This is a genomic window from Pseudomonas sp. R32 (genome assembly GCF_009866705.1).
GTDB lineage: Bacteria > Pseudomonadota > Gammaproteobacteria > Pseudomonadales > Pseudomonadaceae > Aquipseudomonas > Aquipseudomonas donghuensis.
This window is the reverse complement of sequence record NZ_CP019396.1, coordinates 2,175,247-2,200,873: the sequence shown is the minus strand read 5'-3', so window position 1 is coordinate 2,200,873 and position 25,627 is coordinate 2,175,247. Positions and strand designations below refer to the sequence as shown.

Here is a 25,627-nt window from a genome sequence, read left to right as displayed (position 1 = left end):
GCGATCACCGCTGGGCAAACCCGAAGTTGACAGCTTATGTATACTGGCAGGCGCTTGGCTCCCGGTCCGAACACCCTGCCATTGCCGGACTCGAAGCACGGCTGAGGCAACAACGCTAACCCCACTCATCGCCTATCGGGAGCGCCAAGGATGCTGCCAGGTTCTACCTCCTCGTCTGCCAGAGCCGCCCGGTTGCGCGGCAAGGTCGGTCTGTACTTTGTCGCCGCGCTGTCGGTGCTGGCCGGCATGACCGACGCCATTGGCTTCATGGCCACCGGCGATTTCGTTTCGTTCATGAGCGGCAACACCACACGCCTGGCAGTATCGCTGGGCGACGGCGAGCTGGGGCCGACCCTGCGCATCGCTGCCGTGCTGCTGGCCTTTGTCGTGGGCAACGCCCTGGGGGTGGTGATTGCGGGCCTGAGCGGTCGCCGCCCATGCCCATTGTTGCTGGTCATCGCCGCGCTGCTGGCACTGGCGGCGTTGCTGCCGAGCACGCTGCAACTGCCGGCCCTGGTGTCGGCAGTCGCCGCCATGGGCATGATCAACGCCGTGGTCGAGGAAGTGAACGGCCTGCCGATCGGCCTCACCTACGTCACCGGCGCCCTCTCGCGCTTCGGCCGTGGCCTGGGCCGGGCGCTGCTGGGCGAGCGCCGGCAAGGCTGGCGGGTGCAGTTGATTCCCTGGACCGGGATGTTCGTCGGCGCCGTGCTCGGGGTGCTGCTGGAGCAGGCTTTCGACCTGGCGGCGCTGCTGTTCAGCGCCGTGCTGGCGACGACGCTGGGTTTGCTCTCGCTGAAAATCCCGCGACGCTGGCAGCTCAGGTACATGCCCCGCTAGGCAGGCTTACAGGCAGGTGGCCAGGGCAGCCATGCGGCGCAGGGCGACACTGTCGTTGTGCTTGGCGTAGTAGCTGACTGCGGTGCTGCCGCCCTGGGCGCGGATGTCGGCAAAGGATTCGGCCTCGCGGGTGTACACGGTGAAGCCGCCTTGTTTGCCAGGCTCCAGGTAACCGCTGGCGTCGACGCCAAAGACCTCCTCGTCCTGCCAGCCGAACTGGATGCACTGGGCAACCACATCCGCCGCCTTGCTCGAACTGAAGGCCTTGGTGGGCGCCTGGCTGCGCGCCGCCTCCATGGCCGAAGACGCACAACCGGCCAACAACGCTGCAGCGACCATCGCCATTACTACCCGCATGACTCATCCTCGTCGAAAAAAACGTGACTGTAGCATTGCCCTGGCGTCAAAGAGACAACCCGGATGCATAAAGCACCGGCCGCCCTGCAGTCGTGTGCCTTACAACCAGGAATGCGAGCCTCCGACCATGCACGTCTCCCGCACCACCCTGATCATTCGCCGCATCGGCGCCTGGTTGCTCGATACCCTGCTCGCCTTCGGCGCCTGGTTCGCCCTGGCCCTGTTGGGCCTTGGCCGTGGCGAAGACGGCATGCTGCTGATGCAACTGCTGTACTTTCCGCTGTTCGAGTACCTGATGCGCGGGCAAACACCGGGCAAGCTGCTGCTCGGGCTGAGCGTGATCAACCGTGCCGGCCAGCCCCCCAGTTTGCTCCAGGCGCTGCTGCGCGGCATCACCCGGCCGATCGAGGCAGCCTTCGGCCTGATCGTGGTCTGGCTGTGCGCCGAGTCGCGCTATTGCCAGCGGCCCGGCGACTGGCTGGCGCGCACCTATGTAATGGACACCCGCGACCTCAGGGCGCTGCGCCAGCAATTGAGCGAAGGTTGACCTACAGCGGCTCGTCGGCCTCTGCGGCTTCGATCGCGCGCTTGTTGCCAAAACCGATGGCCAGGCCGATAGCACCGGCCACATACAGCCCGGCCAGGCACAGAAAAACGGACGCCTCGAAACCGAAAATCAGCTGCGAAATACCCGCCATCGCCAACACCAGCAGGCTGCCGAATACATTGGTATCGGCGTTCTTGTGATTGAGCAGAAAGGTACCCAGCACAGACAGGGCCACCAGGCTCAAGCAGATGGCAATGTAGGAGAAGGCCTTGTTATCCCAGATCAGGAACACATTGACCTTGGTGGTGTAGTCGATGATGTAGCCGATCAGCGTGATGCAGCCGATCAAACCGAAAGCCAGGGCGGTGCCCTTCCAGTTGCTGGTGTTCTGGCTCAAACCTTTCTTCCTTGAATGATGAAAAACGCCGGCAACTCTACCACCAATACCCGGTGATGCCCCTCGCGCTGCAGCACATCAACAAACACGCGGGGATTTTCTGCCAGACTTGCAGCCTTCAGGTACCAGGAAGATTGCATGAATCCCCAACTGCTCTGGGTGCTCGGCTTGCTGTTCGCCGCCGTGGCCCTGTTCATCGCCAATCGGCCGCGCATGGACGTGGTCGCCCTGCTGGTGATCGTCGCCCTGCCGCTGCTGGGCATCCTCAGTGTGCAGGAAGCCCTGGCCGGGTTCAGCGACCCCAACGTGGTGCTGATCGCCGCCCTGTTCGTGATCGGCGAAGGCCTGGTGCGCACCGGCATCGCCTACCGCATCGGCGAGTGGATGGCCGACCGCGCCGGTAACAGCGAAGCGCGGCTGATCGTGTTGCTGATGGTCTGCGTAGCCGGGCTGGGTTCGGTGATGAGTTCCACCGGGGTGGTGGCGATCTTCATTCCGGTGGTGCTGAGCATCGCTGCGCGGATGAAGGTCTCGCCCAGCCGCTTGATGATGCCGCTGGCTTTCGCCGGGCTGATCAGTGGCATGCTCAGCCTGGTGGCAACCCCGCCCAACGTGGTGGTGCACAGCGAACTGGTGCGTCATGGCGAAAGCGGTTTCAGCTTCTTCAGCTTTACCCCGTTCGGCCTGGTGATACTGTTGCTTGGCGTTGGCTACATGCTGCTGACCCGCCACTGGCTGGGCGGTGAAGTGCGCAAGGACGGCAGCGCGCAAACCCGCCGTACCCTGCTCGACCTGATCATCGACTACAAGCTTGCCGGCCGCGAACGGCGCCTGCGTGTGCGCCCCGGCTCGCCGCTGATCGGCCATAGCCTCAGCGAGCTGAAACTGCGCACCGAACACGGCGCCAGCGTGGTCGGCATCGAGCGCCAGCACAAGTTCACCACCCGCGTGCTCAGCCCCGATTCGAGCACCACGGTGCACGAAGGCGATGTGCTGCTGCTCGACCTGTTCGCGCCCAAGGACGACCTGCGCAGCCTATGCCAGGGCATGCAACTGGAACCGCTGCACTTCAAGGCGGCCTACTTCATCGACCAGTCCCAGGAAGTGGGCATGGCCGAAGTGGCGGTGCCGCCGGGCTCGCAGCTGATCGGCAAAAGCCTGCTGGAACTGACCTTCCGCAGCCGCTGGGGCCTCAACGTGGTCGGCCTGCGCCGCGACCAGGCCGCCATTGAAGAACAACTGGTGGAAGAAAAGCTCAAGCTCGGCGACACCCTGCTGGTGATCGGCACCTGGAAAGCCATTCGCCAGTTGCAGACCCAACCACGGGACTTCCTGGTGCTGAGCCTGCCGGCCGAAATCGACAATGTCGCCCCGGCCGGCAATCGCGCGCCCTATGCGCTGATCAGCCTGGCGGTAATGGTCGGGTTGATGGTCAGCGGCGTGGTGCCCAACGTGATTGCCGCGCTGATTGGCTGCCTGCTGATGGGCGCCGGGCGCTGCATCGACATGAACAGCGCCTACCGCGCCATCCACTGGCAAAGCCTGGTGCTGATCGTCGGCATGCTGCCATTTGCCCTGGCCCTGCAGAAAACCGGCGGCATCGCCCTGGCCGTGCACGGCCTGGTGCAAATGCTTGGCAGTGCCGGGCCCTATGTGATTCTCGCCAGCCTGTTCGCCATCACCGCAATCATCGGCCTGTTCATCTCCAACACCGCCACCGCGGTGCTGATGGCGCCGGTGGCGGTGACCACCGCCGAGCAACTGGGCGCCTCGCCCTACCCCTTTGCGATGATCGTCGCCCTGGCGGCTTCGGCGGCGTTCATGACCCCGGTGTCATCGCCGGTCAACACCCTGGTGCTCGGCCCCGGCCAGTATCGCTTCGGCGATTTCGTCAAGGTCGGGGTGCCGTTCACCCTGCTGGTGATGGTGGCCAGCGTGATCATGGTGCCTTGGCTGTTTGCCCTGTGACGGCACCGCGCTTTCGCTGCTGCAGGGTTTCGGCGGCTACCCGCCAGTCCCGCGCCCAGCCATCGAGCACCACCTTGAGGTTGTCGGCGGTCATTACCTGATCGTCGTTCTCCAGCGGCAGGCCGGTGCCCTTGCGCACCACTTCGGCAACCACCGCGCGGCTGCCGCCATCGAGGAACGCCGCCTCGGTGGCGATCACGCTGTCGAGGTCGCGAATGCCCACCGCGCTGCTGACCCCGGCCGCCACCAAGGTCACCGGCAGGTACTCATAGAAGTGCAGCGCCTGGGTATGGGCGCCCACCGAGGTGATCGCCGGGCGCACGATCAAGGTGTGCGGCCCGGGTTGCTCGACCAGGTTGAGGACCTTGCCCAGTTCACGCTTGAGCGCCGCATCGTAGTACTGGGTGACCGCTTTGAGCGTGGCCGCGGGGATCTGCGCGCTGGCCTTGGGCATCGGGTAGAACTGGCTCGGGGCGATGTACACCTGGCTGTAGCGCTCCATGCGCAGCTTGGGGCTGACCCAGCGCAGCACCGCGTCACCGGAGGCGGTCTTGTGCTCGCTCAACTGGTCATAGTTGCGCAGAAAGCCCGAGTATTCCTTGGGGCTGACCTTGTTCTGGCTGCAACCGGCCAGCAACAGCGAGGCACTCAGCAGCGGTACGATCAATTGTTTACGCATCTCAGCCTCCGAAACCGTCATTGGCCGGGTTCGGGGTGCTGGTGGAGCGGTCCACGTGCAGCTCGCCCTGGCTCATGATCCAGTGCACCAGTTCGCCCAAGGGGATCTTGTAGCTGTACTCCATCCACTGGTTGCTGGTGGGGCTGTAACGCTCGAAATAGTGGCTGAGGATCATGTGCCTGCCGTCGCTGGACAAGCCCAGGCGCGAGTCCTGGTAACTGAGCAGCGCATTGCGCCAGAGTTCCTGGGTACGCAGGTCGAGGGTCAGCGACTGGCTGCTGTCGAAGCCGTTGGTCGGGTGTGTGGCCGGCATGGAAAACTCCCTTGAATGAACGGGCCACAGCGTGCCCCAGGGCTTTTGCAGGCTGATGTCCGCTTTGTGTCGGCGCTGCAGGAATGTTGCGAGATTGAAATAAATGACCGGCAGCGCAGAATGGTTTTAGATACGCACTTTTCACGGCCCATGGACCGCAACGTGAGCAGACTGCTGATTGTCGATGACGACCTGGAAATTTGTGCCCTGCTGAAGAAGTTCTTTGTCCGCCACGGCTATGAAGTCGACCTGGCCGGCAACGGCGAGGCCATGTGGGCGGCCATCGAACTGCAGCGCCCGGACATCATCATTCTCGACCTGATGCTGCCCGGCGAAGGCGGCCTGAGCCTGTGCCAGAAGCTGCGCGCCAGCACCGGCATCCCGATCATCATGCTCACCGCCATGGACGAGCTCAGCGACCGCATCGTCGGCCTGGAGCTGGGCGCCGACGACTACCTGGGCAAGCCCTTCGATGCCCGCGAACTGCTCGCCCGCCTGCGTGCGGTGCAGCGCCGGGCCGGTGAGCAACTGCGGCCAAGCAGCGAGGAAAGCCGCCCGCTGATTCATTTCGACAACTGGCAGTTGGACGTCACCCGGCGCGAGCTGCGCACCCCTGAAGGCGTCATGGTGCCGTTGTCGGCCGGCGAGTTCGACCTGCTGCTGGTATTCCTCGAACACCCGCAGCGCATTCTCACCCGCGAGCAGTTGATTGACCTGGCCCGCGGCCAGGGCCATGAAGCCTTTGACCGTAGCATTGACGTGCAGGTAAGCCGCTTGCGGCGCAAGATCGAACCCGACAGCAAGCGCCCGGAGTTGATCCGCACGGTGCGCAATGGCGGTTACCTGTTCAGTGCCAAGGTCAGCCGCTCGTGATCCGCCTCGACCTGCGCCGCGACAGCATCAGCCGGCGCATTGCCCTGACCATCATCGCCGCGATGCTGACCTCGGTTGTGCTCAATGTATTGTTCGTGCAACTGGCCGGGGTCTGGGCGCGTCCGCCGTTGACCCAGACCGGCCTGCTCGAACAGATCGCCGTGACCACCCGCACCCTCGAAGCCGCGCCGCCTGAACTGCGCCCGACGCTGGCCAGCGCGGCCAGCAACCCACTGCTGCAAGTGCAGTGGAGCCGCCAGCGCGCCGACCTGCAACTGCCCGGGCCAGGGGCACGAATTACCCTGGAGGAAGCCCCGCCGCTGCAGCGCCTGTTGGCCGACAGCCCGCGACACCTTGAAGGCTTTCAGCCCAGCGACTGGCCGGCAGACAGCCCTGATGCCCATTACAAACTGGTCATGCAGATCAACGATGGCAGCTGGCTGGCCTTCACCCCACCGTACCGCAGCTGGGGCCTGAGTGTGGCCATGCGCTTTACCATCATCGGCGTCCTGGCGCTGGTTGCCGCACTGCTGGTGGCCTGGGTCGGCACCCGTCAACTGGCCGGGCCCCTGCAGCGTTTCGCCCGTGCCGCGCGGCGCTTTGGCAGTGACTTTCGCGCCCCGCCCATTGGCCTTGAAGGCCCCCATGAATGGCGCCAGGCAATCACCGCCTTCAACACCATGCAGGCGCAGATCCAGCACTTCGTGGCCGAACGCACGCAGATGCTCGCGGCCATTTCCCATGACCTGCGCGCGCCCCTGACGCGCATGCGTTTGCGCGGCGAGTTCATCGACGACCCGGAGCAACAGCGCAAGCTGTTCCGTGATGTCGATGAAATGCAGAGCATGATCAATGCGGCACTGGGGTTCTTTCGTGACGAGACCCGGCTGGAAGAAACCACCCCGTTCGACCTCGCCGAACTGCTGCAGACCCTGATCGACGACTATCGCGATCAACACATCGATGTGGCCTTCGACGGGCCGTCCAATCTGGTCTTCATCGGTCGGCCGCTGGGCTTGAAACGCGCCGTGACCAACCTGCTGGAGAACGCCCTGAAGTATGCGCGCGAACCCGAAGTGCGGCTGAGCAGCACCGAACACGCCATCGTGATCGACATCAGTGACCGTGGCCCGGGCATTCCCGACGCGTCACTGGAAGACGTGTTCATGCCGTTCTTTCGCCTGGAGTCCTCACGCAACCGCGATACCGGTGGCGTTGGCCTGGGGCTGTCGTCGGCGCGCTCGGCGGTGCGTGAACAAGGCGGCGAGCTGCAGCTGAGCAACCGCCGCGGCGGCGGCCTGGTGGCGCGTATCGAGTTGCCACGGTGATCAAGTGGCGAGCGCGACGGCTTGAGCCGCGAGACCTGGGGCTGGCCCTCTACCTGCTCAGCCTGGTGCTACCCGCGGTGCACAGCGAGGAGCACAACTGGCTGCGCGAGGTCTACAGCCAAACCACCAACTCCGGCTTTCTGGCCTCCATCCTGGGCTTGCCGGTCATGCTGTTCGGCTACTTCGCCTGGCTGGCGAACCCATTGTTCCTGGCGGCGTACCGGACCCGCAGCGCCAGACGCAGGCTGATCTATGCCCTGCTGGCCTTGCTGGCCGGGTTGTCGGTGCAGTGGCAATTGGTGAGTTTGTATGACGAGGACGGTCAGTTCACCGTTACCGGATACACCTATGGGTATTACGTCTGGTTGCTGTCCTTTGTATGGTTGGGTGTTTGCGGCGCCAGGCGAGCAGGCGCCGGCTGATGAGTCGACTGGACGGGCCCCATCGCTGGCAAGCCAGCTCCCACAATAGATCTGCATGCACCGAACCTGTGGGAGCTGGACTTGCCAGCGATCGAGCGCGCAGCGGTCGTAATCCAGACGCCACCTTATCTGGCAAGCCAGCTCCCACAATTGATCTGCACACACCGAACCTGTGGGAGCTGGCCTTGCCAGCGATCGGGCGCGAAGCGGTCGTAATCCAGACGCCACCTTATCTGGCAAGCCAGCTCCCACAATTGATCTGCACACACCGAACCTGTGGGAGCTGGACTTGCCAGCGATCGAGCGCGAAGCGGTCGTAATCCAGCCAACATGGCCTCATCGCGGGTCAAGCCCGCTCCCACAGTGGGGCTGTGTCCGCTGGACCAGTGGCGGCCAAGACAAAGGCAGGTTGCTCGTCTCAGTGTTGCAGCGACTCAAGGGTCAAGCCAGCCAGGTAGGCCACCTTCGGGTCAGCATCTTTGAGGCATTCCTGCAGCGCGGCCAGGGCCGCTGCTAGCTTGCGCTTGCCCAGGCGCCGGTTGTTTAGCACACAGGCGGCATGGCGGCGAATGGCGACATGCTCAGACGTCAGGCCGCGCACGGCTTCGTCAATATCGCTGGTGTCGATGGTGCAGTAACTGGAGCCCGGCTTGATCGTCTCCTCAGCTTCCGTTGCGCACTGCGGATAGCGCTGCAGCAGGGTTTCGAGGGGACGGTAATCCAGTACCAGCCGCTGCGCGCCCTGATCACGAAAAGCCCTGAGGCTGGCGCAACAGCCAGCCACCGAAAGGTTAGCCAGTTGCGCATCAGCCGCCTGCGCCAGCAACCAGTCAAAATCGCCCAGGTAACCCAGGGCGCTGGCACTCCAGCGACGCGTGCTCGGGTCTTTGCCGTTGACCACTTGCAGGCGCAACGCGTCGATTGCCGCCGCCTCGGCGACCCCGGCCAGGCCGAGGATCATCGCCACCCGCCATCGCTGCGGGCCGTTTTGCAAAGTGTGCACCAGCGCAGCCGTTGCGCTGCGGCCACGGCCAATCAGCCAGCGGCTGGCCTCCTCACCATCAATAGCCTGGGGGCGGGAGAGGCAGTTCAGGTAGTAGCTGACCTGCTGGTCTTCTGCGAGCGTAGCGACACGACGGCGCTCCTGTTCGGTGGCGTCCTGCTCGGGGAAATGATGCACAAACTGGCGTGGCGAAAGGCTTTTGGCCGCCAGCTCCGGCCCGCCGTATTCATCATGGAAAAACACAATGAAGTCCTTGGCGACCCGTGGGTCTCTGGCGTAAATGCGGTTCAGGGCCTTGGCGGCGCGCGCCACAGTCCTCAAAAAGCGCTGTTCGGCGGCTTGCCAGGCATCAGGCCCGGCACGGTTGGCATAGGCCTGCAGCGGCTCATCCAAGGCATTGAGGGCAGCGTTGCCGTATTCCTCCAGCAACCAGTCCCAACGCCAGTCCGCCGGGTTCCACTGCACACCCCAGAAACCTTGCTGCTTGCGCCGGGGATGATCCTCATCCAATGCCGCTAGGCTGTTGGCGGCAAACGATGGCAGGTCGATGACCCGTTCCTCTTCACGGTAGCTGGCATGAAAGGCGGCGCCGTAAAGGGGGGCGACCCCGTCGGCAAGCAACGCTTCGAGCGTTGCCCGAGCCGAGTCTACCAGGCTGTTTTCCAGCGCTTTCCAGTCCATGTTTGTGCCCCCCTCCCTGCGAGAAAAAACAAAAGCCCGACCGAAGTCAGGCTTGAAGGCGAGCAACTTGGCCCAGGTGTGGGTGCCTGTCAACTTCGCGGTTGCTAGCGGCGACCAGCGCAAGGCCTTAACGACGGCTTAACCGGCCAGGTTTTATCCTGAGCGTCCTCCCTTCAGAACGTTTGGCCCACTTCGGTGGGCCTTTTTTGTTGCTGCAAATTACAACGCTGGCGCGGAAACAAAATCCCGGAAACACAGTCTGAGTTATTACCTTCCCTACCGCCCTGCGGATCAAGGACCCTCAGTGCTGAAACAGCTGACGCAAATCGCCGTGATCGCCAGCGTACTGGCTGCCTCCGGTTGCTACTACCACGATTACGACCGCGACGATTACCGCCGTGGCGACCGTGACCACCGCTACTCCCGCGACTGGGATGATCGCGACGGTTACGAGCATCGCAGCTACAAACGCTACCGCGATGACGACCGCTACCGAAACTACGACCATGACCGCCGTCGCGACCGTGACGACGACGATGATGACGATTGATCTGTCCTGTTTCACCCCTAACTCCCGAATTACCTGAGGCTAAAAACATGCGTATTTCATTACCTGCATTGACGCTGGGTATCCTGCTCTCCCAGGGCGCCATGGCCGCCGGGGATGGTACTGCCGCCATCGGCGGTGGCCTGGGCGGGGCGCTGGGTAACGTGGTCGGTCAGCAGATCGGCGGCAGCACGGGCGCGGCCATTGGTGCCGGCGTCGGTGGCGCGGCCGGTAGCGCAGTGGGCGCGCGCAAGGGCAACCGCACCGAGGCCGCGATTGGCGGCGGCCTGGGCTCGGCCGGTGGCTCGGTGATTGGCAACCAGCTGGGCGGGCGAACCGGCTCGACCATCGGTGCCGGCCTGGGCGGCGCGGCCGGTGGCGCCCTGGGCAACAACATTGCCGATGACGACCGGCACAGTTCCGGTGGGCATAAACACAAGCACAAGCGTAAGTACAAACACCACTGAGTAAAAAGGCCCGCACATTGCGGGCCTTTTTACTCAGCAGCGGCTGTTTACTGTGGGATTCATCCCAATAACGCCCGAGGCCACCCCAGAATCTGCTTCTGCCGCGGCGTCGCATAGGTGCGCACCTTGGACGTACTCAACTTCAAGCGCACCAGGGATTCTGCCAACGCCACCGCCGCCGTTACCCCATCCACTACCGGCACCCCGGTGCGCGCCTGAATCCGTTCCTCCAGCCCGACCATGCCACCGCAGCCCAGGCAGATCACCTCGGCCTTATCGACCGTGACCGCCTGCTCGGCTTCACGCACCACCGACTCGATCGCCCGCTCCGGGTCTTCCTCCAGCTCCAGCACCGCCAGGCCACTGGCGCGCACCGAGGCGCAGCGGCTGTCCAGCCCGGCCAGCTTCAGGCGGTCTTCGATCAGCGGCACGGTGCGGTCCAGGGTGGTGACCACCGAGTACCGATGGCCCAGCAACATGGCGACGCTGGCCGCCGCCTCGGTGATGTCCACCACTGGCACATTGAGCAGCTCCTGCAGGCCTTCGCGGCCGTGCTCGCCGTACCCGGCCTGGATTACCGCATCGAACGGCTGGTCATAGCTGAGTACCCGTTCCATCACCGCCACCGCAGCCAGGTAGCTTTCAAAATTGCCCTCCACCGATTCTGCGCCAAAACGCGGGGTCAGGCCGACGATCTCGGTGCCTGGCGAAGCCACGCTGCGCGCCTGGCGGGCAATGGCGTCGGTGATCGATACCGTGGTGTTGACGTTGACGACCAAAATTCTCATTGCGGTATTCCTTGTGCAGAACTCAGTGCTGGGCGCTGTCGACGGCAAAGTGCTCGCCGGAACAGTCCACGTAGTGTTTGTTGCGATCAGAGATCAGGTAGTACACGCCGCCGGCGATGGCGGCGCCGAAGAACCAGGAGAACGGCGTCAGGGCACTGAAGGCCGGCACCAGTGACAGCACCACGGCGGCGATGGCCGAGGGCACCAGGGCGGCCACCGCCTTGTAGTTGACCCCGCGGGTGTAGTGATAGGTGCCGCTGGCCGCTTCGCTGTACAGGTCAGGCACATGCACCTGGGCTTTGCGGATCAGCCAGTAGTCGACCATGATGATCCCGTACAGCGGCCCCAGCAGCGCGCCCAGGCCGGAGAGGAAGTAGACGATCACCAGCGGGCTGTTGTAGAGGTTCCAGGGCAGGATCAGCACCGCCAGGGTGGCGCTGATCAGCCCGGCGCGGCGAAAGTTCAGGCGGCTGGGCGCCAGGCTCGAGAGCACGAACGCAGGCGCAACGAAGTTGGCCATGATGTTCACCGCCACGGTGACGATCAGAAACGCCAGGCAACCGAGGACCAGGAAGGTCTTGTCGGGAATCGCGGCAACGATCTGGGTCGGGCTGTCGATCACCCGGCCATCGATACTGAACTGCGCCCCGGCCAACACAAAGCTGATCACCGCAAACACCAGGATGTTCACCGGCAGGCCCCAGAAGTTGCCGACGCGGATGGTCTTGCGGCACGGCGCCGAGCGGGCGAAGTCGCAGAAGTTGAGGATCAGCGTGCCGTAGATCGCCAGCCACAGCGCGCCACCGGCAAACACCTGGGTCCACATGGCCCAACCGCTCAGCGGCTCACCGACCGACCAGGCCAGTTGGCCGTCGACCCGCAGGTACATCCAGATCGCCAGGATCAGCACGGTGGAAAGAATCACCGGCCCGGCGAAGGATTCGTACTTGCGCACCATCTCCATGCCGAAGGTGAGGATCATCAGCTGCACCAGCCAGATGGCGATAAAACTCGCCCAGCCGAGGCTGGACAGGCCGAGGATCGTGTCATGGTCGAAGCGTGCGAGGTCGGGCGACACCGCCACCAGCAGCACCCGCAACACCACCGAGGCCAGGTAGGTCTGGATGCCGAACCAGGCAATGGCGATCACCGCACGGATGATCGCTGGCAGCTGCGCGCCATAAATGCCGAAGCTCATGCGGCTGATCACCGGGAACGGTACCCCGGTTTTCTGCCCCATGTACCCCGAGAGGTTCATGAAGAAGTACACCAGCACGGCACCGATGCTCAGTGCTGCGAGCATCTGCCAGCCGGACAGGCCGAGGGCGAACAGGCCCATGGCGAAGGAATAGTTGGCGATGTTGTGCACATCGTTGGTCCACAAGGCAAAGATGCTGTAACCGCCCCAGCGCCGGCCTTCGGCCTTGGTCGGCGCAAGGTCGGCGTTATGCAGCTTGGGGCTAAGCCCCCCCTGCTCGACCGATGCGGCCTGCGGCGGCAGGTAGGAGGTTTGCAGCGGGTTGGAAGTATCCGATTGCATGTTCCCCGGGCTCCTTCTGCAGCCCCTGAATGAGGGTACCGCAGCGAATTATTGTTGGATTTGAAGAGTGGGACCGCAGTGTTGGCGCTGCCCTGCGCCGATGCATACAAAGATTGCATACAATTTTTGTATTACGATTATCGATGAACAATTTGTGTGCCAGATGGCAGGCAGCGGAAAATCCTCCGGCGTCGCAAAAGGCCAATATCTCGTTGATTTTTATCTGATAAATATTTTTTTATGAGCTGCTGAACGGCTGATTAAACTGACCAAACGGTCAAACGCTAGAGGTAGAAAACTGAGAAATCAGGTAACGGGCCAGTGAATATGTACCCACTCAACAGCTACTTAAGTACACACATGAATATAAATATGTACCCAATCACCTGTGGGAGCTGGCTTGCCAGCGATGAGGCCAGTCCAGCCAGCACATAAGGTGGCGCCTGAATTGCGACCGCTTCGCGCTCGATCGCTGGCAAGTCCAGCTCCCACAGGTTCATCTGCTACACAGTGGTGCACAGCAGCCCACATTTGCGGCATGCTTATAAGGTCAAGGCATATCGGAGCTGGTAATGACGGAAAAACACCCCGCATCGACGGTAGAGCGCGTCTACCAAGGGGTTCACGAGGCCATCAGAAAACGCACCCTGCGCCCCGGCATGAAGCTGGGCGAGTCGTCGTTGGCCGAGCTGTTCAAGGTCAGCCGCACCTCGGTGCGCGCGGCCCTCAAGCAACTGGAAGCCGACGGCCTGGTGTCCACCGAGCTGAACAAGGGCGCCTGGGTGTCACTGCCCAGCGACGATGACATCCGTTCGGTGTTCGAAACCCGCCGGCTGATCGAAATCGGCATTGTCACCGAGCTGTGCCGACGCGCCGACCCCGAGATCCTCGCGCCGCTGCACCAGCACGTTGCCGAAGAAGAAGCCGCCGCCGGCGCCGGCGACCATGGGCGCTACGTCCACCTGCTCGGCGAGTTCCACCTGCGCCTGGCCGAAGTGCTCGACAACCCGGTGCTGCTCGATTGGTTCCGCAAGCTGATCGAGCGCGGCTCGCTGTACGCCTCGACCCTGGATGACGAGCGCCATGAAGCCTGTCGCGGCAACGAACACCTGCGCCTGCTGAGCCTCATCGAAGCCGGTGATCAGGCTGCGGCCATCGAGCTGGTGTGCACCCATTTGCGCGGTATCGAAGAGGCGATTCTCAAGGCCACGCAAACGCTCAAGGCCGACTATCACCCGCTCAAGCACCTGCTGGGCTGAGGCAGCGCCAGGCCCGGGGTTCGCATTCAGAAATCCACTGCAACCGATTCCAATATTTAATTTGTGGATAGGTACGGTCTTTCTATAGGGTGTGAATCAGTAGTAGGCAAAGGGCTGTGAAATGATCGATCGTGTATTCGTCAACGCTGTTGCTGCCGATGGCAGCCCGCTCAACCTCGCGGTTGCCGACGGGCGCATTGTCAGCTTGGGCAGCGAACGTCCGGCCAGCGCAGGTGCCGAGGTCATCGACCTGGCAGGCCACCTGGTGCTGCCAGGTCTGGTTGACGGTCACATCCATCTGGACAAGAGCTTTGTCGGCGACCGCTGGCACCCGCATCAACCGGCCGCCAGCCTGCGTGAACGCCTGGCCATCGAAAAGCGTGAACTGGCCAGTGCCCCGCCGATGCTCGAACGGGCCGAGGCGCTGATCCGCCAGGCGGTGTCGTTCGGCACCGTGGCCATGCGCAGCCATGTCGACGTCGACGCCACCACCGGCCTGCGCAACCTGCAGGCGGTGCTGGAGGCGCGGGAGAAATGGAGCGGCATCGTCGATATCGAGCTGGTGGCGTTTCCGCAAGCCGGAGTGATGTCCTGCCCCGGCACCGCCGAAGTGCTCGATGCGGCGATCCGTGAGGGCGCCGACGTGATCGGCGGTATCGACCCCACTACCCTCGACGGCGACGCCGACGGTCAGCTCGATGTGGTCTTCGGCATTGCCGAGCGCCATGCTGTAAAGATTGATATCCACCTGCACGAGCCCGGCCTGCAAGGTATCGAACAACTGCAACGGATCGCCGCCCGTACCCGTGCCGCCGGCCTCAATGGCCGCGTCGCGGTCAGCCATGCCTATGCCCTGGGCCAGGTCGACGACGAGGTAGTGGCGCACACCGCCGCCACTCTGGCCGAAGCCGGAGTGGCGATCATGACCAATGCCCCGGGCGATCATGGCTTCCCGCCGATCCTGCGCCTGCGCGCCGCCGGGGTGAACGTGTTCGCCGGCAACGACAACATCCGCGATGCCTGGTGGCCCTACGGCAACGCCGACATGCTCCAGCGCGCCATGCTGATCGGCTACCGCTCGGGCTTCTACAGCGATGAAGAATTGAATGTAGCCCTGAGCATGGCCACCACGGCCGGTGCAGCAGTGCTGGGCAAAAGCGACTACGGTCTGAAGGTCGGCAACGAGGCGACTTTTATCGTGCTCAAGGCTGACAACGGCGCCGCCGCGGTCGCCGCCGCACCGGCCGAGCGGCGCCTGGTGCGCCGCGGCCAGCTGCTGCCGGCAGCGCCGACGCTGCAGTTCGAGGTGCGCGCCCGCTAAACAAACACATTTCTGCCGGCTTGCGCCGCAGAGAAAGACAATCGCCCACGGGCGATGCAACACAAAACCCCAGAACAACAACGACAGAAGGTGTTCCATGTCGAAGTTCAATTACTACGCTCCCCACGGCGGCCATCCGGCGCAGACCGAACTGCTGACCGACCGTGCCATGTTCACCGAGGCCTACGCGGTCATCCCCAAAGGCGTGATGCGTGACATCGTCACCAGCCACCTGCCGTTCTGGGACAAGATGCGCATGTGGGTCATCGCCCGCCCGCTGACCGGTTTCTCGGAAACCTTCTCGCAGTACATCGTCGAAGTGGCACCAGAAGGCGGCAGCGAGCGTCCTGAACTGGACAAGAATGCCGAAGCGGTGCTGTTCGTGGTCGAAGGCGAAATCGACATCACCCTGCAAGGCAAGCCGTACACCCTCAAAGAAGGCGGCTACGCCTTCATTCCGCCAGCGGCCGAGTGGAGCCTGCGCAACAACAGCGCCAAGAACGTCACCTTCCACTGGATCCGCAAGCACTACCAGGTGGTTGAAGGCCTGGCCCTGCCGGAAGCCTTCGTCACCAACGAAAAAGACATCGCACCGATCCCGATGCCGGGCACCGATGGCGCCTGGGTCACCACCCGTTTCGTCGACATGGCCGACATGCGTCACGACATGCACGTCAACATCGTCACCTTCCAGCCGGGCGGCGTGATTCCGTTCGCTGAAACCCACGTCATGGAACACGGCCTGTACGTGCTGGAAGGCAAAGCCGTTTACCGCCTGAACCAGGACTGGGTCGAGGTGGAAGCCGGCGACTTCATGTGGCTGCGCGCCTTCTGCCCGCAGGCTTGCTACTCCGGCGGCCCGGGCCCGTTCCGCTACCTGCTGTACAAAGATGTAAACCGTCACATGAACCTGGTGCTCAACCCGCAGCGCTAAGGTTCACGGTTGCATGAAAAATCCCGCAGGCCACACGGCCCGCGGGATTTTTTGTTTATGGCGTCGGTGAATCAGCTGGCCGGCTTCCAGGCGCCCTGCTCTGCTGCCTCGCGGAATTTCGCCCGGTTGGCCGGAGTATCGGCGGGCTCCGACTCGCCAAAAATCGCCTTGAGCCAATGGCCGTCGGTGGGGTTGGGGAAGATGATGTACTGGCCGCCGAACTTGCTGCGGCTGGCGTCCACCAACTGCGCACGCTTGTCGACCTTGTCGACATAGAAGCTGCGCTCGAAATCGTTGAGGTTGTCACCGAGCATCAGCAGCACGTTGTACTGCTCGGCGATCTTGTGCTGGGCCGGCTCCTTGTTCGAGCTTTCGCGCAGGATGGTCACGTGGGCTTCGTCGGCGTACGGCACCTTGAGCGCGCGCAGGTTGTTGAGCGCGTACTCGTAAGTCTTGTCGCCCTGGTCGCGGCTCGAGACGTAGAAGATCTCCACCCCGCGGGACTTGGCGTAGTCAAGAAACTCCAGCGCCCCCGGGGTCAGGGTCGGGCCATTGGCGGCGACCCAGCGGTCCCACACCGCATCATCGAAGAACTCCTTGTCCTGGCCGATCAGAAAGCCCCAGTAGGTGTTGCTGCTGAGGATGGTGTCGTCGATATCGCTGATGATCGCAGGTTTCTTGTCGCCGGGCTTCTGCTGGGCCAGGGCCTGGTCCAGGCGCGCCTTGGCGACGTTGAAACCCTGGTAGTACAGCGCGCGGAATTCCGCCGCGGTCTGGCGCCAGGCCACCGCATCGACCAGCAGGTTGGAGCGCACAGCGGCGTCGGGGTTGGCGGTCTGCGCATGGACCAGGGGCGTGGCCAGCAACAGCAAGGCCAGGGAGATCGCGTTCTTGAGCTGAGGCATTCGGGGCGTTCCTTGTGATCTCCCGCTCTTGGATGGCGGGAGTGGGCTACTCATACCGCACACCGGCAGGGGCCACAATCGCCACGACGCGCGGGCGCAACAATGTGGCGCACCCGCACATCTTGGCTGGCTTCAAGGGCGGCCGGAGCGCGCAGTTCGTCACAGACCTGACGCCAGCGCGCTGCTGGCAAAGTAGTAGGTGCTCGGCTAGCATGCCGCTGAAAACCGGTGCTGGCCGGTTGACCACACGGCCTTGAGCGGAGAGCGACACCCTTGCTGTTGAGCATCCCGACCCTGTTGCTGGTGGCCATTTTCATTTTCACCCTGATGGGCCTGCTGACCCTGCACGCCTGGAGCCGTGGCGTACGCGAGCAGACCCTCGGCTACCTGGGCGGCATGCTGCTGCTCGCGGCCTGCGGCGTGACCCTGATCAGCCTGCGCGGCATGGCCCCCGACTTTATTGCCCTGGTGCTGGGCAACGTTATCCTGCTGCTGGGCGCGGCACTGAACTGGACCGCCATGCGCGTGTTTACCGGCCGCCCGCCGCACCTGCCGGGGATGCTGGCCGGCGCGGCGGCCTGGTTACTGTGGGGGCTGATGCCGGGTTTCTACACCGACCTCGGCTTGCGGGTGACGGTGTACTCGATGCTCGTGGCGGCGTATGGCAGCTTGTCGATCATTGAGTTGTGGCGCAGCCGCCGGCAGTTCGAAGTCGCCTACCTGCCGGCGCTGATGCTGATGCTGGTGCACACCGGTTTCTACTGCGTGCGCAGCGTTGCCGACCACGGCGTGTCGCTGGATCAGGCAATCGCCAGCAATGGCCACGGCACCGGCTTCTTCTCGTTCATGCTGTTCGAATCGATGCTCTATGCCATCGGCATCGCCTATGTGACCCTGGCCATGGTGCGCGAGCGCACGGAGCTCAAATTCAAGGCCGCCGCCTACGCCGACCCGCTGACCGGCGTCAGCAACCGCCGGGCGTTCATGTCCTGCGGCGAAAAGCTGTTGGCCGACTGTGCCCGCCGTGGCGAACCGGTGAGCTTGCTGCTGTGCGACCTGGATCACTTCAAGCGCCTCAACGATACCCACGGCCACCAGACCGGCGATCAGGCCCTGATCGCCTTCGCCCAAGTCACCAGCAACAGCGTGCGCCAGGAGGATGTCTTCGCCCGTATCGGCGGTGAAGAGTTCGCTTGCCTGCTGGCCAATACCGACGCACAGACGGCACGGCAGGTGGCGCAACGCATCTGTGACAGCTTCTACGCTGTGCCGATGCTCGAACCCGGTTTTCTCAGTGTCAGCATCGGCATCGTCGGCGCCAGCGGCCCTGGCGAGCACGACCTTTCGCGCTTGCTGTCCAAGGCCGACAATGCCCTGTATGCCGCCAAGCGCCAGGGCCGTAATCGCGTGCATCTGTACCAGCCCTCTAGATGGCAGCCAACCGGGCATCCTGCAGATACGCTTTAAAGGGGTCGATCGACGCCGTCCCTACTCGCTCGCCAGGGTGCGCGCCAGCTCCGCGGCCAGCTCCTTGACCATGGCGTCTGCGGTCGGCCGATGAATGATCGCCACCTCCATGGCATCGATCGACGGTAGGCCATGCTCTGAGGTCAGCTGCAAATGCTCGGCGGTAACCGCCCGCAGCGGCAGCAGGCTGATGCCCATGCCGTTGGCCACCGCCGCCTGCAGGCCACTGAGGCTGGAGCTGGTGAAGCTGATGCGCCAGCGGCGGCCCATGCGCTCGATGGCGCCGATCATGTCGTCGCGGTACAGGCCGCGCGGCGGGAAGGTCACCAGCGGCACCGGGTCCTGGTCGAAGGCCGGGTTCTTGACGCTGTCGATCCACTGCAGCTTCTCCGGCCAGCAGGCCACCGCCTCACGGCTGTTGCGCCGCTGCTTGAGCAAAATCAGGTCGAGCTCGCCGTTGTCGTAGCTGGCGCTGAGGTCGCGGCACAGGCCGCTGGTGACCTCCAGCTTGACCTGCGGGTGCTTGCGGTTGAAGGTCGAGAGCAAATGGGTGGTGCGCCCGGCGGCAAAGTCTTCCGGCACGCCCAGGCGCACGGTCACCGCCACCGTGGCGCCAGACATCGCCTCGAGCATTTCATCGTTGTAGGCCAGCATCTGCCGGGCGTAACCGAGCAGCGTCTGCCCGGCGTCAGTGGGCAGCACGTCGCGGTTGCCGCGCTCGAGCAGCTTGTGCCCGACCATCTCCTCCAGCCGGCGGACCTTCTGACTGACCGTCGACTGGGTCGAGTGCAGGCGCGCCGCCGCCGTGGTGAAACTGCCGCAGTCGCTGACCATGACCACCGCGCGCAACAGGTCGAGGTCGAACAGCGGCCTATTCGATTTTTCACTGACAGACATGCTTTTATTTAACTTCTAAATAAGGAGCCCGACTTTTAACATGGCCCGACCCTGCGAGCAATCGCCCACCAGGAGGTACTGCCATGCTCCTTGAACGCCTGTCCACTCACCTTGCCGTGGTGTTCGCCATGCTCACATCGCTGACCGCCAATGCCGATGGCGGCACCCTCGAAAGCCAGCTGCGCAGCGCGGCCGAAAATGGCCAGGCAGCACAGGTACGCAGCCTGCTCGACCAGGGCGCCAAGCTCGAAGCCCGCGACAAAATGGGCCGTACCCCGCTGCTGCTGGCCACCCACAACAACCAGGTCGAAGCCGCCCGGGTGCTGATCGACGCCGGCGCCGACGTCAACGCCAAGGATTCCATCGAAGACAGCCCCTACCTGTACGCCGGCGCCCGTGGCCACAACGACATCCTCAAACTGACCCTGGCCCACGGCGCCGACCTGAGCAGCACCAACCGCTACGGCGGCACCGCGCTGATACCGGCGGCCGAGCGCGGCCATGTCGAGACCGTGCGCCTGCTGATTGCCGCAGGCGTCGCCGTCGATCACGTCAACAAACTGCACTGGACTGCCCTGCTCGAGGCCATCATCCTCGGCGACGGCGGCCAGCGGCATGTCGACATCGTGCAGGAGCTGATCAAGGCCGGGGCTGATGTGAACCTTGCCGATGGCGACGGCATAACCCCACTGCAGCACGCGCGGCAACGGGGCTACAAAGAGATACAGGTGCTGTTGGAACGGGCCGGCGCCCGCGCCTAGCTGCTTTCCAGCAAACGATCGAGCAACCACAACCCCGCCGGCCCCGGCGGGGTCAGCTTCGACCAGGCCACATCCACCGCGATCGGCCGTGGCCAGCCGCGCAGTTTCAGCTCGGTGAGCTGGCCATGGCCGTACTGCTTGACCAGGCCGTGCGGCAACTCGGCCCAGCCAAAGCCCTCCTCGGTCATCTCCAGCAGCATCAGATAATCCGGCGCCGACCACACCCGCCCCTGGGGTTTGTTCACACTGTCGGTGTAGGTGTTCAAGTACAACTGACGATGCCCGGCCAGATGCGCCTGGGTCGGCTGCTCAAGCTGCGCCAGCGGGTGATTGCTGGCCACGAAAATCCCCATCTGCGCCTGCGCCGCCAGCCGCGTGGCGGCCACATCCGGCGGGTAGCCGGGTTGCGCGGCGAGCATGCCCAAATGTGCGCGGCCGCTCTGCAACAGGTTCAGCACATCACCCGCCTCGGCGATCATGCATTCCAGCTCGATGTCCTGGTAGCGCTGCTCGAACAGCTGCATCACCCGGTTGTCCGGGTTGAGCTGGTGCATGTCGGAAAACACGATCGTCAGCCGCGGCTCGACCTTGTCCGCCAAGCGGATGCTCAGTTGGTCCAGGCGCTCGCTGGCGGCGAGGATCTCCTGCACATGGCCGAGTACCTTGCGCCCGGCTTCGGTCAGCACGGGTTGGCGGGCCTGGCGGTCGAACAGGGTGACGCCGAGGTCGGCTTCGAGGTTGGCGATTGCGGCGCTGATGGTGGATTGGCTTTTGCGTAGCTTGCGGGCGGCGGCGGAGAAGGAGCCCAGGGCGGCGGCTTCGACGAAGGCTTGGAGGGCTTCTGGAGAGTAGCGCATTGGGGGTATCGGTTTTATCGATGCAGGGAGCCACATTGTAGCGGGAAAAGCGATTTCAATACCGCGCTGGCGAAGCGTGCCCTGCCTGCATAACCCGCCACACCCGCGCAGCCGCCGCTAATTGAGGGTAAACAGGTCCCCTTCCACACTCCGGTCACCGTGTTTACGACGCTGCGCGGCAGCGTCGTAGACGATCAGCAAAAGCTCCCTGCTCTCCTCACCCGATTTGAACAAGCACATGCCCTCTGCATGATCGTCGCCTTTGCCGAACGGCACCTCCAGCACCGTCTCCAATTGATCGGCAAACACCACCTGCTCTTCATCGGCTGCGAAGCCGCCGCGCCAACGGAACACCGTGACCGGGCCGTCCAGGTCCATGGTCGGCCCCGCCAGAATCAGCAGGTCGTCGCCCCTGCTGCACAGGTCTCGCACCCCCAGGCCGTTGAGCGCGAAGAAGTGCTTGCGGTAGCGGCGCCCACCCGGGCCGATCTTCTTGAGCACCAAGGTGTCGGTCGAGTCGCCATCGAGTTCGGGTTCAATCTCCAGCAGCACGGTCCAGCCGCGCAGCACCGGCCCCCGCAACCCCAACAACAGGCGCGAGCCGATGACGGCCAACCCTTCGATGTCGAAACCGTTGTCTTTGCCCGGGATGCGCAGAAAGTCGCGTAGCTGATCGTCCCTGGCAATTTCCGCGGTCAGGTCGTTGCCGAGCGCATTGCCATGCAACTGCGCCGCCGTACGTCCATCGCCATTCACCTTTGCGGCGAGCACATAGCTGCCGTTCTGCTGCACCACAGGGAGGCGCGCCAACAGAAAGCGATTGCCGTCTGCCTCTACGGTCGACAGGCGCTTGATGTTCTTCAGCGCAGACTTGTCGGCGTCCGCCTTCTTGCGCTTGAGGCTATGGGAGCCGACGATCCAGAGATACCCCCCGTCAGGGGCATAGGCCAGGCCCTCGATGTCGATCTCGGCTTCTGGATCGGGTATGGGCAGGTGCAGGTATTTCATGAGCGGGAAGGAGTGGTGCTCATCGCACGTCACGGCCTCACCGGGTGCTGCGGGCTGGATCGCCAGGCGTTCCAGGCTGGTGGTTTCGTCGTTGGCCAGCCACAGCGTGCCGCCGATCTGCAGGGCAACCGAAAGGCCATCGCGCAATGACGCAAATGCCGGATCAAAGCACAGCATCACGGTATTGGCTGGCTTGCTCATGGGGCTCTCCTGCGTTGAGGGGGTTACGCGAAGATGTGTATAGGCTAGTGGCTGTTTGTTAACAATCAAGGTTATTGGTAGGGGTCTAACTCTGCGGCAATTCTTGTTGTGGGGGCTGGGCGTGGGGCGTTTTCGTGCGTGCCGGGTTCCTTGGTCGCTGGCGTGGTTACCCGCGTGCAGCTGCCACCCCGTCGGGTAGAGTGGCCAAAAAACTACATAGCGTGAAGGGCTGCAATCGGCCAGTAGCGGACGTTCGTGAACCGAACAAAAGCCGCTTTTTGTAGGGTGCGCGGTGTGTTCATTAGGCCTTGAGGCTCGGTGCCTCGGTGCGTACGAGCAAGGCAGTTGTGGAGATTACGTGTTCGGCGGAAGCCGAAGAAGGCGCTAGCGGAAAGCGCCGCTGAAATGCCAATAGGCTGGCAGAAAAGTCGCCTGAACGAATTGCTGTTTTCGTAGTTCACTCGGTTGGGGGAATACCTCGAAACCAGGATGGGTGGTTTTCAGCAAGTGCTTGGCCTTTTCCAGACGCAGGGTCTGCAAGCAGGTTCCACCATGCCGAACACGTGGTCAGGAGACGCTGGAAGGTTTCGTGCGGGAGTAAAGTCTAGTCAAAACGTCCGCACAGCAGGCCTCTAGGATCTCGTCGGCTAGTGTTGAATCATCCGGACAAGCACGCGACAACATGAGTGCACCGACCACTTGGGCAATCACCACAATGCGTTGGGCACGTAACTCGCTTTCGGCCGAGTCCGCTTCGCCAGCTTTGCTCGCCAGCGTCGCCAGCATGCTTTCGAGGCCAGACGCAAACGCCGCTTTGATCTGCTCGGGCTGGCGTCCCGCGTCGGCAGACAGCGCTGCCATCGTACAGCCGTCACCCCGCGCGTCGCGATGTTCCCTGGACAGGTAGTACTTCACGAACCCCAGCCCATCCATCTCGTCCGCTCTGGCGGCGCCTTGTGCGAAACCACAGGTGGCCGCCTCCGCTAGCAGCTCGGCTTTGGACGCAAAGTGCTTGTAAAACCCGCCGTGGGTGAAGCCTGCGGCGGCCATCAAATCGGCGATACCCACGCCGTCGTAACCCCGTTCGCGAAACAGCACCGACGCCGTCTGGACAATGTGCGCGCGGTTTGCCTGCACCTGCGCTTTGCTGACTTTCATCTGCAGGACTCCTCTGGTTCGGCCATCAGAAATACCGGCATCATACATTGATGTTGATCATCATCAAAACTCTTGACAGTAAAGATGACGATCAACATCATAAATGGACTTTTAGTGAAACCGATCCGGCGCAGGTAACCTCATGACTGACAAAACCCTTTTCGAACCCTACACCCTTGGGCCGCTCACGCTCCCGAACCGTATCGTGATGGCGCCGCTGACGCGCAATCGTGCCGGTGCCGGTCTGGTTCCCAGTGAGCATGCCGCTACCTACTACAGTCAGCGCGCCTCGGCGGGCTTGCTGATTACCGAAGCCACGCAGGTCTCGGCGCAGGCTCAGGGCTACCAAGACACACCCGGTCTCTACACGCAGGCGCAGATCGACGGTTGGCGAAAAGTAACCGATGCCGTTCACGACAAGGGCGGGCGGATTTTTGTACAGCTGTGGCACGTCGGCCGTGTTTCCCACGTCGATCTGCAGCCCAATGGCGAAGCGCCAGTTGCCCCCTCGGCCATCCGCGCCGCGACCAAGACCTTCGTTAACAACGGTTTTGCCGATGTCTCCGAACCACGCGCACTGGCGCTGGATGAGCTGGCCGGCATCGTCGACGATTTCCGCCAGGCTGCGGCCAACGCTATTGCGGCTGGGTTCGATGGCGTTGAGGTGCATGGTGCCAACGGCTACCTGCTCGAGCAGTTCATCAAAGACGGCGCCAACGTGCGTACCGATGCCTATGGCGGCTCTATCGAAAACCGCGCCCGCCTCTTGCTGGAGGTCACTGCCGCAGTCACCAAGGAGATCGGTGCCGACCGCATGGGCGTACGTATTTCTCCCGTCTCGCCGGCCAACGGTATTTCCTGCAGTGCTCCACAGCCGCAGTACGACTACATCGTCGACCAACTCAGCGCGCTGGGCATCGTCTATCTACACGTGGTGGAAGGCGCCACCGGCGGTCCCCGTGATGTCGCACCGTTCGACTTTGATGCGCTACGCAGCCGCTTCCAGAACACCTACCTGGCCAACAACGGTTATGACCTCGACTTGGCCAACACCCACCTGAACGCGGGCAAGGCCGATCTGTTTGCCTTTGGCCGCCCCTTCATCAGCAACCCGGATCTGGTCGAACGACTGGAGCAACGCGCGCCCCTGAACGCGCTGGATCCCACCACCCTGTATGGCGGCGGCGCCAAGGGCTACATCGATTATCCGACCCTCGAAATTTCCAGCGCCAATTAACCACCTGCTCATGCTGCGTGCGGCGGCATGGGTTCACCTTTTCGATCACGGGAAAACATCATGACCTCTAAGGCTACTGTTCTGATCACCGGCGCCTCGACCGGCATTGGCGCCATCTACGCACAGCGTTTCGCACACCGAGGCCACGACCTGGTACTGGTCGCCCGCGACCGGGCACGTCTGGACGCACTAGCCGTGCGTCTGCACGAGGAAACCGGTGTAGCGGTAGACGTTCTTGCGGCAGACCTCACTCAACCGGGCGATCTGGCGGCAGTCGAGACACGTCTGCGCGAGGACACCCAGATTGAAACCCTGATCAATAACGCCGGGGCTGCGATGTCCGGTCAGTTCATCGACCAATCCACAGACGATATCTCCCGCCTCGTCACGCTCAACACCACCGCACTGGTTCGCCTGGCCAGCGCCATCGCCCCGCGTCTGGCGCAGGCTGGCAAGGGTGCGATCGTCAATATCGGCTCGGTGGTTGGCTTCGCGCCGGAGTTCGGGATGTCGGTCTATGGTGCGACCAAGGCTTTTGCGCTGTTTCTGTCCCAAGGGCTGAGCCTGGAGCTCGCGCCCAAGGGCGTCTACGTGCAGGCCGTGCTGCCGGCCGGAACCCGCACCGAGATCTGGGAGCGTGCAGGCATCGACATCAACACGCTTGCCGACCTGATGAGCGTGGACGACCTGGTCGACGCGGCACTGGTCGGTTTCGACCGCCGTGAACTGATCACCATCCCGCCGTTGCACGACGCGGCGCGCTGGGAAGCGTTGAACGGTGCACGACTGGGCCTGATTTCTGACTTGCGTCAGGCGCAGGTCGCCGAGCGCTATCAGGTCAAGGCGTAAAGGCCGCTCCGGCACGTTGCCCC

Annotated in this window: 28 protein-coding genes; 15 read left to right on the top strand and 13 right to left on the bottom strand. The window is 63.3% G+C overall.

Going from position 1 to position 25,627, the window contains the following annotated elements; genetic code table 11:
* The first annotated feature begins 150 nt into the window (after positions 1 to 150).
* On the top strand, positions 151 to 840 hold the full coding sequence (locus tag PspR32_RS10150) for a YoaK family protein (protein ID WP_026001435.1): 690 nt from the start codon (positions 151 to 153) through the stop codon (positions 838 to 840).
* A gap of 6 nt (positions 841 to 846) precedes the next feature.
* On the opposite strand, the gene PspR32_RS10145 is transcribed toward PspR32_RS10150, so the two are convergent.
* Positions 847 to 1,197, bottom strand: a complete 351-nt coding sequence (locus tag PspR32_RS10145) for a hypothetical protein (RefSeq protein WP_026001436.1) — start codon at positions 1,195 to 1,197, stop codon at positions 847 to 849.
* Positions 1,198 to 1,324: 127 nt separating this feature from the next.
* On the opposite strand from PspR32_RS10145, the gene PspR32_RS10140 reads away from it, so the two are divergent.
* Positions 1,325 to 1,744: an RDD family protein gene (locus tag PspR32_RS10140; RefSeq protein ID WP_010225322.1), complete on the top strand. Its 420-nt coding sequence runs from the start codon at positions 1,325 to 1,327 to the stop codon at positions 1,742 to 1,744.
* 1 nt (position 1,745) lies between these two features.
* Here the strand turns inward: PspR32_RS10140 and PspR32_RS10135 are convergent, their stop codons facing one another.
* Entirely contained in the window at positions 1,746 to 2,141 is a 396-nt protein-coding gene (locus tag PspR32_RS10135) for a hypothetical protein (protein WP_010225323.1), read from the bottom strand.
* Positions 2,138 to 2,281: a hypothetical protein gene (locus PspR32_RS10130; RefSeq protein ID WP_158467534.1), complete on the bottom strand. Its 144-nt coding sequence runs from the start codon at positions 2,279 to 2,281 to the stop codon at positions 2,138 to 2,140. The genes PspR32_RS10135 and PspR32_RS10130 overlap by 4 nt, the downstream gene beginning before the upstream one ends.
* Between PspR32_RS10130 and PspR32_RS10125 the strand changes: the two genes are divergently transcribed.
* Complete coding sequence (locus PspR32_RS10125; protein WP_159388409.1) at positions 2,280 to 4,109, top strand: SLC13 family permease; 1,830 nt, start codon at positions 2,280 to 2,282, stop codon at positions 4,107 to 4,109. The two genes, PspR32_RS10130 and PspR32_RS10125, sit on opposite strands and share 2 nt — an antisense overlap.
* On the opposite strand, the gene PspR32_RS10120 is transcribed toward PspR32_RS10125, so the two are convergent.
* Positions 4,081 to 4,788 (bottom strand): DUF3313 domain-containing protein, encoded by a 708-nt coding sequence (locus PspR32_RS10120; RefSeq protein WP_010225326.1) that lies wholly within the window; start codon positions 4,786 to 4,788, stop codon positions 4,081 to 4,083. The genes PspR32_RS10125 and PspR32_RS10120 overlap by 29 nt on opposite strands.
* 1 nt (position 4,789) lies before the next feature.
* A complete protein-coding gene (locus PspR32_RS10115; protein ID WP_010225328.1) occupies positions 4,790 to 5,101 on the bottom strand; it encodes a hypothetical protein in 312 nt (103 codons plus the stop codon).
* Positions 5,102 to 5,251: 150 nt separating this feature from the next.
* On the opposite strand from PspR32_RS10115, the gene PspR32_RS10110 reads away from it, so the two are divergent.
* The 3 genes from PspR32_RS10110 to PspR32_RS10100 are packed head-to-tail and all read left to right on the top strand — an operon-like array spanning position 5,252 to position 7,724.
* Positions 5,252 to 5,974, top strand: coding sequence for a response regulator (locus PspR32_RS10110; protein ID WP_010225330.1), 723 nt, complete (start codon positions 5,252 to 5,254; stop codon positions 5,972 to 5,974).
* On the top strand, positions 5,971 to 7,302 hold the full coding sequence (locus tag PspR32_RS10105; protein WP_010225332.1) for a sensor histidine kinase: 1,332 nt from the start codon (positions 5,971 to 5,973) through the stop codon (positions 7,300 to 7,302). The genes PspR32_RS10110 and PspR32_RS10105 overlap by 4 nt, the downstream gene beginning before the upstream one ends.
* Positions 7,299 to 7,724: a hypothetical protein gene (locus PspR32_RS10100; RefSeq protein WP_010225333.1), complete on the top strand. Its 426-nt coding sequence runs from the start codon at positions 7,299 to 7,301 to the stop codon at positions 7,722 to 7,724. Before PspR32_RS10105 ends, PspR32_RS10100 begins: the two co-directional genes overlap by 4 nt.
* Before the next feature lie 418 nt (positions 7,725 to 8,142).
* On the opposite strand, the gene PspR32_RS10095 is transcribed toward PspR32_RS10100, so the two are convergent.
* Positions 8,143 to 9,408: a DUF4303 domain-containing protein gene (locus PspR32_RS10095; protein ID WP_159388408.1), complete on the bottom strand. Its 1,266-nt coding sequence runs from the start codon at positions 9,406 to 9,408 to the stop codon at positions 8,143 to 8,145.
* Positions 9,409 to 9,712: 304 nt separating this feature from the next.
* Between PspR32_RS10095 and PspR32_RS10090 the strand changes: the two genes are divergently transcribed.
* Together PspR32_RS10090 and PspR32_RS10085 are read left to right on the top strand one after the other, a co-directional pair.
* Positions 9,713 to 9,958: a hypothetical protein gene (locus tag PspR32_RS10090; protein ID WP_010225335.1), complete on the top strand. Its 246-nt coding sequence runs from the start codon at positions 9,713 to 9,715 to the stop codon at positions 9,956 to 9,958.
* A 47-nt stretch (positions 9,959 to 10,005) separates the two neighbouring features.
* Positions 10,006 to 10,422 carry a glycine zipper domain-containing protein gene (locus tag PspR32_RS10085; protein WP_026001438.1) on the top strand — a complete coding sequence of 139 codons (417 nt, stop codon included), beginning with the start codon at positions 10,006 to 10,008 and terminating at the stop codon, positions 10,420 to 10,422.
* A 59-nt stretch (positions 10,423 to 10,481) separates the two neighbouring features.
* Here the strand turns inward: PspR32_RS10085 and PspR32_RS10080 are convergent, their stop codons facing one another.
* Both PspR32_RS10080 and PspR32_RS10075 read right to left on the bottom strand, forming a co-directional pair.
* On the bottom strand, positions 10,482 to 11,210 hold the full coding sequence (locus tag PspR32_RS10080) for an aspartate/glutamate racemase family protein (protein ID WP_010225337.1): 729 nt from the start codon (positions 11,208 to 11,210) through the stop codon (positions 10,482 to 10,484).
* Positions 11,211 to 11,232: 22 nt separating this feature from the next.
* A complete protein-coding gene (locus tag PspR32_RS10075; RefSeq protein ID WP_100782263.1) occupies positions 11,233 to 12,750 on the bottom strand; it encodes an NCS1 family nucleobase:cation symporter-1 in 1,518 nt (505 codons plus the stop codon).
* A 572-nt stretch (positions 12,751 to 13,322) separates the two neighbouring features.
* Between PspR32_RS10075 and PspR32_RS10070 the strand changes: the two genes are divergently transcribed.
* The 3 genes from PspR32_RS10070 to PspR32_RS10060 all read left to right on the top strand — a co-directional run bounded on the left by PspR32_RS10070 (position 13,323) and on the right by PspR32_RS10060 (position 16,264).
* Positions 13,323 to 14,009 (top strand): GntR family transcriptional regulator, encoded by a 687-nt coding sequence (locus PspR32_RS10070; RefSeq protein ID WP_159388407.1) that lies wholly within the window; start codon positions 13,323 to 13,325, stop codon positions 14,007 to 14,009.
* A gap of 121 nt (positions 14,010 to 14,130) precedes the next feature.
* Positions 14,131 to 15,330: an amidohydrolase family protein gene (locus PspR32_RS10065; protein WP_159388406.1), complete on the top strand. Its 1,200-nt coding sequence runs from the start codon at positions 14,131 to 14,133 to the stop codon at positions 15,328 to 15,330.
* Between the two features lie 97 nt (positions 15,331 to 15,427).
* Positions 15,428 to 16,264, top strand: a complete 837-nt coding sequence (locus PspR32_RS10060) for a bifunctional allantoicase/(S)-ureidoglycine aminohydrolase (RefSeq protein WP_159388405.1) — start codon at positions 15,428 to 15,430, stop codon at positions 16,262 to 16,264.
* A 71-nt stretch (positions 16,265 to 16,335) separates the two neighbouring features.
* Here PspR32_RS10060 and PspR32_RS10055 read toward each other — a convergent pair whose 3' ends face one another.
* A complete protein-coding gene (locus tag PspR32_RS10055) occupies positions 16,336 to 17,169 on the bottom strand; it encodes a 5'-nucleotidase, lipoprotein e(P4) family (protein WP_159388404.1) in 834 nt (277 codons plus the stop codon).
* 273 nt (positions 17,170 to 17,442) lie between these two features.
* Here PspR32_RS10055 and PspR32_RS10050 point away from each other — a divergent pair, with 273 nt between their 5' ends.
* Positions 17,443 to 18,636 (top strand): GGDEF domain-containing protein, encoded by a 1,194-nt coding sequence (locus PspR32_RS10050; protein ID WP_159388403.1) that lies wholly within the window; start codon positions 17,443 to 17,445, stop codon positions 18,634 to 18,636.
* 21 nt (positions 18,637 to 18,657) lie between these two features.
* Here PspR32_RS10050 and PspR32_RS10045 read toward each other — a convergent pair whose 3' ends face one another.
* Positions 18,658 to 19,533 (bottom strand): LysR substrate-binding domain-containing protein, encoded by an 876-nt coding sequence (locus PspR32_RS10045; protein ID WP_010225354.1) that lies wholly within the window; start codon positions 19,531 to 19,533, stop codon positions 18,658 to 18,660.
* A gap of 128 nt (positions 19,534 to 19,661) precedes the next feature.
* Here PspR32_RS10045 and PspR32_RS10040 point away from each other — a divergent pair, with 128 nt between their 5' ends.
* Positions 19,662 to 20,294, top strand: a complete 633-nt coding sequence (locus PspR32_RS10040; protein WP_442967031.1) for an ankyrin repeat domain-containing protein — start codon at positions 19,662 to 19,664, stop codon at positions 20,292 to 20,294.
* Here the strand turns inward: PspR32_RS10040 and PspR32_RS10035 are convergent.
* The 3 genes from PspR32_RS10035 to PspR32_RS10025 all read right to left on the bottom strand — a co-directional run bounded on the left by PspR32_RS10035 (position 20,291) and on the right by PspR32_RS10025 (position 23,518).
* The gene (locus PspR32_RS10035; protein ID WP_036994680.1) at positions 20,291 to 21,151 is read right to left on the bottom strand and encodes a LysR family transcriptional regulator; all 861 of its coding nucleotides are present in this window, start codon (positions 21,149 to 21,151) and stop codon (positions 20,291 to 20,293) included. The genes PspR32_RS10040 and PspR32_RS10035 overlap by 4 nt on opposite strands.
* A 117-nt stretch (positions 21,152 to 21,268) precedes the next feature.
* Positions 21,269 to 22,360, bottom strand: coding sequence for a DUF3616 domain-containing protein (locus PspR32_RS10030; protein WP_159388401.1), 1,092 nt, complete (start codon positions 22,358 to 22,360; stop codon positions 21,269 to 21,271).
* 567 nt (positions 22,361 to 22,927) lie between these two features.
* Positions 22,928 to 23,518, bottom strand: coding sequence for a TetR/AcrR family transcriptional regulator (locus PspR32_RS10025; protein WP_010225362.1), 591 nt, complete (start codon positions 23,516 to 23,518; stop codon positions 22,928 to 22,930).
* 142 nt (positions 23,519 to 23,660) lie between these two features.
* Between PspR32_RS10025 and PspR32_RS10020 the strand changes: the two genes are divergently transcribed.
* Together PspR32_RS10020 and PspR32_RS10015 are read left to right on the top strand one after the other, a co-directional pair.
* A complete protein-coding gene (locus PspR32_RS10020; RefSeq protein WP_159388400.1) occupies positions 23,661 to 24,755 on the top strand; it encodes an alkene reductase in 1,095 nt (364 codons plus the stop codon).
* A gap of 60 nt (positions 24,756 to 24,815) precedes the next feature.
* Positions 24,816 to 25,604 (top strand): SDR family NAD(P)-dependent oxidoreductase, encoded by a 789-nt coding sequence (locus tag PspR32_RS10015; RefSeq protein ID WP_010225366.1) that lies wholly within the window; start codon positions 24,816 to 24,818, stop codon positions 25,602 to 25,604.
* The last annotated feature ends 23 nt before the right edge of the window (positions 25,605 to 25,627 follow it).